General features: G+C 73.0%; 5 protein-coding genes and 1 pseudogene. 4 read left to right on the forward strand and 2 right to left on the reverse strand.

The window, feature by feature from the left end; all coding sequences use genetic code 11:
- Positions 1-892 (reverse strand): saccharopine dehydrogenase (locus tag AB0K09_RS28085; protein WP_366068215.1); only part of this gene is annotated, 892 nt, incomplete at its 3' end.
- 82 nt (positions 893-974) lie between these two features.
- Positions 975-1,430: a cyclic nucleotide-binding domain-containing protein gene (locus AB0K09_RS28090; protein WP_366068216.1), complete on the reverse strand. Its 456-nt coding sequence runs from the start codon at positions 1,428-1,430 to the stop codon at positions 975-977.
- 566 nt (positions 1,431-1,996) lie between these two features.
- Here AB0K09_RS28090 and AB0K09_RS28095 point away from each other — a divergent pair.
- The 4 genes and pseudogenes from AB0K09_RS28095 to AB0K09_RS28110 form a co-directional block, all read left to right on the forward strand.
- On the forward strand, positions 1,997-2,215 hold the full coding sequence (locus AB0K09_RS28095) for a hypothetical protein (RefSeq protein WP_366068217.1): 219 nt from the start codon (positions 1,997-1,999) through the stop codon (positions 2,213-2,215).
- A gap of 106 nt (positions 2,216-2,321) precedes the next feature.
- The gene (locus tag AB0K09_RS28100; RefSeq protein WP_366068218.1) at positions 2,322-3,128 is read left to right on the forward strand and encodes an HlyD family efflux transporter periplasmic adaptor subunit; all 807 of its coding nucleotides are present in this window, start codon (positions 2,322-2,324) and stop codon (positions 3,126-3,128) included.
- A 95-nt stretch (positions 3,129-3,223) separates the two neighbouring features.
- Positions 3,224-5,350 (forward strand): NHLP family bacteriocin export ABC transporter peptidase/permease/ATPase subunit, encoded by a 2,127-nt coding sequence (locus tag AB0K09_RS28105; RefSeq protein WP_366068219.1) that lies wholly within the window; start codon positions 3,224-3,226, stop codon positions 5,348-5,350.
- 1 nt (position 5,351) lies between these two features.
- Positions 5,352-6,351: pseudogene (locus AB0K09_RS28110) on the forward strand (NHLP bacteriocin export ABC transporter permease/ATPase subunit); the annotation flags it as partial.

The following is a 6,351-nucleotide window of genomic DNA, read 5'->3' on the forward strand; positions in this document are numbered from 1 at the left end:
CGGTGACGGTCACGCCGCGGGTGCGCCCGCCGTACGTGACGTCGACGCGCAGCCGGGCGGTGCCGCCCTCGCCCGGCGCGTGGAGCAGTGCGCGCCGGGCCGCGGTGAAGCGGTCGCCGCGGCCCCAGCGGAAGAACCCCAGCCGCTTGACGGCCAGCAGCGCCGAGGTGGACGCGGCCGAGCTGAAGCCGATCCGGGTGGTCGCGGTGGTGACGCCGAGCGTCAGCGGGAGAGTGAACTGCTCGGGCGTGTCGATCCGGGCGACGCGGGTGGGCGCGTCGCCGACGCGGACCCGGCGGACGTCGCCGAGCGGCGCGATCGTGTGCCGCCGGCCGCCTTCCACCACCTCGTAGTCCAGGCCGAGCCGGTCCATGAACTCCACGGAGTCCGTGCCGGCCCGGTCCTTCACGTCCCAGCGGATCGCCACCTCGACCGTGTCCGCGCCACCGAGTTCCGCGGCCAGGTACGCGGCCGTCAGGCTGCTCACGCCCCCCATCCACGCCGAGGACAGCAGCACGGGCGTGCTCGGACCGAGCATCGCGGCGACGGTCGCCGCGCGCTGCAACCGCGTCGTCCACCGGGTGACGTCCACGAACGGCACCCCGCCCGCGACCGCCGCGCGCAGCACCCGGTCGTCCGGGTCGTTGACCACGCCGACCACCGCGCGCACGCGGGCGCGGAAGGGGGAGGGATCCGTCAGGTCCCAGGTGCGCAGCCGCGCACCCGTTTCGGTGGCCAGGGCCCGTCCGCGTTCCACCGTGCGACCGGTCAGCAGCAGCGGCCAGGTGCCGGCCGCCAGCCGTGCCAGTTCCGCGCCGACCGTGCCGTAACCACCCACCAATAAGACCGGGCCGTCGGCGTCGTGGCCGAGTTCATCGTGTGTATCGCTCATGCCGACCACTATAGGTCGGCCGACCTGGAATGCGGCCGCAGGCCTCCGCCGGCCGATCCCCGCCGGCGCACGGGTAGGGCGGTCAGCCGGCCGAGCCGCTCCCGTACGGGCCGTAGAGGTCCAGCAGCCGGGTGCGCGCCGAGCGCAGGCGGCGGCCGATGACCTCGACGACGTAGATGAGCAGCGCGTGGTCGAGCAGCGGGTCGCGCTCGCACAGGGCGAGCACCTCGGCCGCGTCGAACTCCCACGCGCGGACCGGGGTCGTCGCCTCGGCCCCCATGTGCCACCGGTGCGGCGGGCACAGCCAGGACCACCCCAGCAACCGGCCCGCGCCCAGGGTCTCGATGACCGCGGCGCGGCGCCCGGGCACGCGCATGTCGAGGTCGACGCTGCCCGTGCGGATCACCCAGAAGCGATCGGCCCTGCCGCCCTCCTCGAAGATCCGCGCCTCCACGGGGAAGGACACCTCGTGGCTGAGCTCCATGAGCCGTTCGCGAGGCCCTTCCGGGATGGCGGCGAGTACACCCGTGCGGGTCACGGCGTCACCCTTCGGCCGTCGCGGGGGGCCATGGAATCTCCTGCTCGCTCGAAGGACGGTGCTGTGCTCCCAGCCTGACCACAGCTCCGGCGGCGGCGCACGCCGAGTGCGCCGGGCGGGCGCCCCGATGGGTACACGTCGTGCCCTCGATGTGACCGAGCGTCACCGCGGCAAATCTTCACACCGTGTGATCGCCGACACGTTCGCCCGGGGTGGCGCCACGCGATATGCCGGTAATGCCCCATGTCATTGATGGGCGTGTGTCCGTTTATGTTCTGCGCGGATCGAGACCCCCGCATATCTGTTACTCGATCCTGTGAAGGAACTGTGATGATCCAGTAAAGGAACGGGAAAGCGTGGTCCTTGAGGCGTCGCTCCGGGCGCTGACCAGCGGCAACGCGGTTGGCAGGGCCACCCGTTCGCGTGCTTATATCTGCGCACCGCGCCGGTCCTTCGAACGGCGGCCGAATCGGCCGGGCCGTCGCGGGGATGGACGGACCGTTTTCGGGCGGGCTGTGCCATGCCGTGTGAGAAACAGTCAGAACCTAATGAAGGGTGCGCACACCATGCGTAACGACATCGAGACCCGTGAGATCGCCGACGCCGAGCTGGACGCCGTTTCCGGTGGTGTCAGCATTTCCGGCGGCCTGCTCGGCGGCGTCACCGGTGACGTCCACACCGTGCTCGGCACCGTGACCCACCTGCAGACCGTCCAGGCCGTCCGCCCCACGGTCAACGCGGTCGAGGGCATCGTCGGCGTCAACGTCGGTGTCGCCGGTCTCTGATCGAGAACCGCTGCCCGTAATCCCCGGAACGTATTCGTTCCGGGGTTTACGGGCGTCCGTGCAATTTCGGCATCCCATGCCACGAGTGCAGTCGAAGGAATAGTTCGTGCAGTTCCGCCAGAAGGCGCTTTCCAAGCTGCAATCGCCCGAAGAACTCGATCTGCCCGTACGTTTCGCACGCCCCCAAGGCAGGCTCGTACTGGCCATAACGGTCGTCGTCATGGCCGTCGCGACATTCTGGGCATTCACCGGATCCGTGTCCTCCACACTGACCGCGCCCGGCATCCTCACGCACGCCGAGGGCAGTTACCTGCTGCAGAGCCCGATCGCCGGACAGGTCACCCGCGTCTTCGCCGACGAGGGCCAGGTGCTCACCGCGGGCGCGCCCCTGCTCCAGGTCGCCACGGACCGGGGCGAGAAGACCGTGCGCGCGGTGGCCGGCGGGCGGGTGACGACCCTGGTGGCCAAGATGGGGTCGGTCGTCACGACCGGCGCCGACGTGGCGACCGTGGAGCGGGTGCGGGACCCGGACGAACCACTCGTGGCCATGCTGTACGTCCCCGGCGGGAGCGGCGGGACGATCCCCGTGGGCGCCACGGTCGACCTGAGCGTCGAGTCCGTCCCCCAGCAGCGGTTCGGCGTGCTCCGCGGCCGCGTCGAGGCGGTCGGCCGCGCCCCGCAGACCGAGGCGCAGATCGGCGGCTTCCTCGGCGACGCACGCCTCGCCGCGCAGTTCGCCCGGCAGGGCAACCCCGTCGCCGTGCTCGTGCGGCTGGAGCGCTCCGCCGCCACCAAGTCCGGCTACCGGTGGTCCTCCGCGGACGGACCCCCGTACGCCGTCGACTCCACGACCCCGGTCACCGGAGCCGTCCACCTCGCCGCGCAGCACCCCGTCGACTGGCTGCTGCCGTGAGTGCGCCGCAAAACAGCCGGACCGCCGGCCACCGCTCCTCGCGCCGCCGCCCCGCCCCCGCCCCCCGGAGCCGCCGGGCCGTACGCACCCCCACCGTGCTGCAGATGGAGGCCGTGGAGTGCGGCGCCGCCGCGCTGGCCATGGTGCTCGGCCACCACGGCCGCTTCGTCCCCCTGGAGGAGCTGCGTATCGCCTGTGGCGTCTCCCGCGACGGGTCCCGCGCCAGCAACCTCCTCAAGGCCGCCCGGAGCTACGGACTCACGGCCAAGGGCATGCAGATGGACCTCGCCGCACTCGCCGGCGTGGCGGCGCCGGCCGTCCTCTTCTGGGAGTTCAACCACTACGTCGTCTACGACGGCATGGGCCGCCGCTTCGGCCGCCGGGGCGTGTACGTCAACGACCCCGCCAAGGGCCGGCGCTTCGTCCCCCTGGAGGACTTCGACACCAGCTTCACCGGCGTCGTCCTCACCTTCGAGCCCGGCGAGGGCTTCCGCCGCGCCGGCCGCAGGCCGGGCGTGCTCGGCGCCGTGCCCGCCCGGCTGCGCGGCACCTCCGGCACCCTGCTCGCCGCCGTGCTCTCCAGCCTCCTGCTGGTGGTCGTCGGCGCCGCGGTGCCCGCGCTGAGCCGTACCTATATCGACATGTTCCTGATCGGCGAGCAGACGTCCCTGCTGGGCGTGCTGTTCGCGTCCATGGCGGCGGCCCTCGTGCTCACCGCGGGGCTCACCGCGCTCCAGCAGGCCAACCTGCTGCGCGGCCGCATCATCTCCTCCACCCTGGGCAGCGCCCGCTTCCTGCGGCACCTGCTCAGACTGCCCGTCACCTTCTTCGCCCAGCGCAACCCGGCCGACCTGGTCCAGCGCCTGCAGTCCAACGACGCGGTCGCCGAGACCCTGGCCCGGGACCTCGCCGCCGCCGGCGTGGACGCGGTCGTCGTCGTCCTCTACGCGGTGCTGCTGTGGACGTACGACCCCCAGCTCACGGTCGTCGGCATCGGCATGGCGCTGCTCAACGTCGTGGCCCTGCGGATCGTCGTCCGGGTGCGGGCCACCGGCACCCAGAAGCTGCGCGCCGAGAGCGCCCGCCTCACCAACACCTCGTACAGCGGCCTGACGCTCATCGAGACCATGAAGGCCACCGGCGGCGAGAACGGCTTCTTCCGCCGCTGGGCCGGCCAGCACGCCGTCACCCTCGACGTGCAGCAGCGGCTCGGCGTGCCCAGCGCCTGGCTGGCGATCGCCGCGCCCACGCTGGCCGCCCTCAACAGCGCGCTCATCCTGATGATCGGCGGCCTCCGGGCGGTGGAGGGACACCTCTCCGTCGGGCTGCTCGTCGCCTTCCAGGCCCTCGTGACCGGCTTCACCGCGCCGATCACCCGGCTGAACGGCGTGGCCGGACGCATCCAGGACTTCGCGGCCGACGTCGCCCGGCTCAAGGACGTCGAGAACTTCCCCGTCGACCCGCTCTCCGCACGGCGCGAGCCCGCCGCCGGCGCCCGCCGCCTCAAGGGCCACGTCGAGCTGGAGGGCATCACCTTCGGCTACAGCCCGCTGGACGCCCCGCTGCTGAAGGACTTCTCCCTCACCGTCGGCCCCGGCCGGCAGGTCGCGCTCGTCGGCGGCTCCGGCAGCGGCAAGTCGACCGTCTCCCGGCTGATATCGGGCCTCTACGCCCCCTGGGAGGGCACCATCCGCATCGACGGGATGCGGCTGGAGGACATCCCGCGCGGTGCCCTGGCCGCCTCCGTCTCCTTCGTCGACCAGGACGTCTTCCTCTTCGAGGGGACCGTCCGCGACAACGTCGCGCTGTGGGACCCCTCCATCCCGGACGAGGCCGTCGTCGCCGCACTCCAGGACGCCGCCGTGTACGACGTGGTCGCGCGCCGACCCGGCGGCATCCACAGCCGCGTCGAGCAGGACGGCCGCAACTTCTCCGGCGGACAGCGGCAGCGCCTGGAGATCGCCCGCGCGCTGGTGCGCCGCCCCAGCGTCATGGTCCTGGACGAGGTCACCAGCGCCCTCGACGCGGCGACCGAACAGATCGTCATCGACAACCTGCGGCGGCGCGGCTGCGCCTGCGTCGTCATCGCCCACCGGCTGAGCACCGTGCGCGACAGCGACGAGATCGTCGTGCTCGACCGGGGCACCGTCGTCGAACGCGGCCGGCACGAGCACCTGCTCGCCGCCCGGGGCGCGTACGCCGAACTGGTCAAGGAGCACTGAGGTGACGACCCCGTACCAGACCCACCGGGCTCCCGTCGCACAGGATCCGGTCGTGGCGGCCCTCGGCGGCCTCGGCTCGCCCGTCGACTGCACCGGCCTGCGCAGCCTGTCCCTGGAGGGCCCGCTCGTCCTCTGGCTCGTCGTCGAGGGACGACTCGACCTGTTCGCCGTCGACGCCGCACAGGACGGGCACTGGCACTTCCTCGGCCGTCTGGAGGCGGGCACCCTGCTGCTCGGCCCGCCCGACGGCCCACGGCACACCCTCGTCGGCCGCCCCCTGCACGGCTGCCTGCTGCGCCGCATCGAACTGCGCGAGCTGTACCGCCCCGAGTACGCCGACCCGTGGGCCGGGCAGGCGTACGACGCCCCGCTGAGCCCCCTGGAGGGCGCCTTCGCCCTCGGTATCGGCCGCGGCCTGCGCGTGCTCTACCAGGCCCCGCTGGAGAACCGCGCCACCGCCGGGCCCGCGGCCGGGGCCGACGAGGACGTCCTGTGGATGCAGATCACCCCGGGCAGCGTGCACTACGGCGCCGCGTACGAGGGCCACGAGGGCCACGGGACCGCCGGCACGCTCCTCGTCGACGGGGCGATGTGGCAGGGCATGGTCGACCAGCAGTACCGGCTGCTCCACGCCCTGGACCACTGGATCGAGCAAGTGGAGCGCGCCCACGAGGACCGCGCGGCCGCCGGCATCGAGGCCGGCGAGGCCGCCCGCGTCCGCGCCGACCAGGCGCTGCTCGCCTCCATCGACCGCTCCGGCGGGCGCACCCGCACCGGCGCGGACGACGACGCGACATTCGCCGCCTGCCACCTGGTCGCCCGCGACGCCGGCATCGCCCTGACCGAACCCACCGCCGGGGGCAGCGCGTCCGGGCAGACGGACCCCGTCGAACGCGTCGCTCTCGCCTCCCGCGTCCGCACCCGCGCCGTCCGGCTCCAGGGCCGCTGGTGGCGGGAGAACTCCGGGCCCCTGGTGGGCCGGCACGCCGAGGACGACACGC

This window comes from Streptomyces sp. NPDC049577 (assembly GCF_040675635.1).
Taxonomy (GTDB): Bacteria; Actinomycetota; Actinomycetes; order Streptomycetales; family Streptomycetaceae; genus Streptomyces.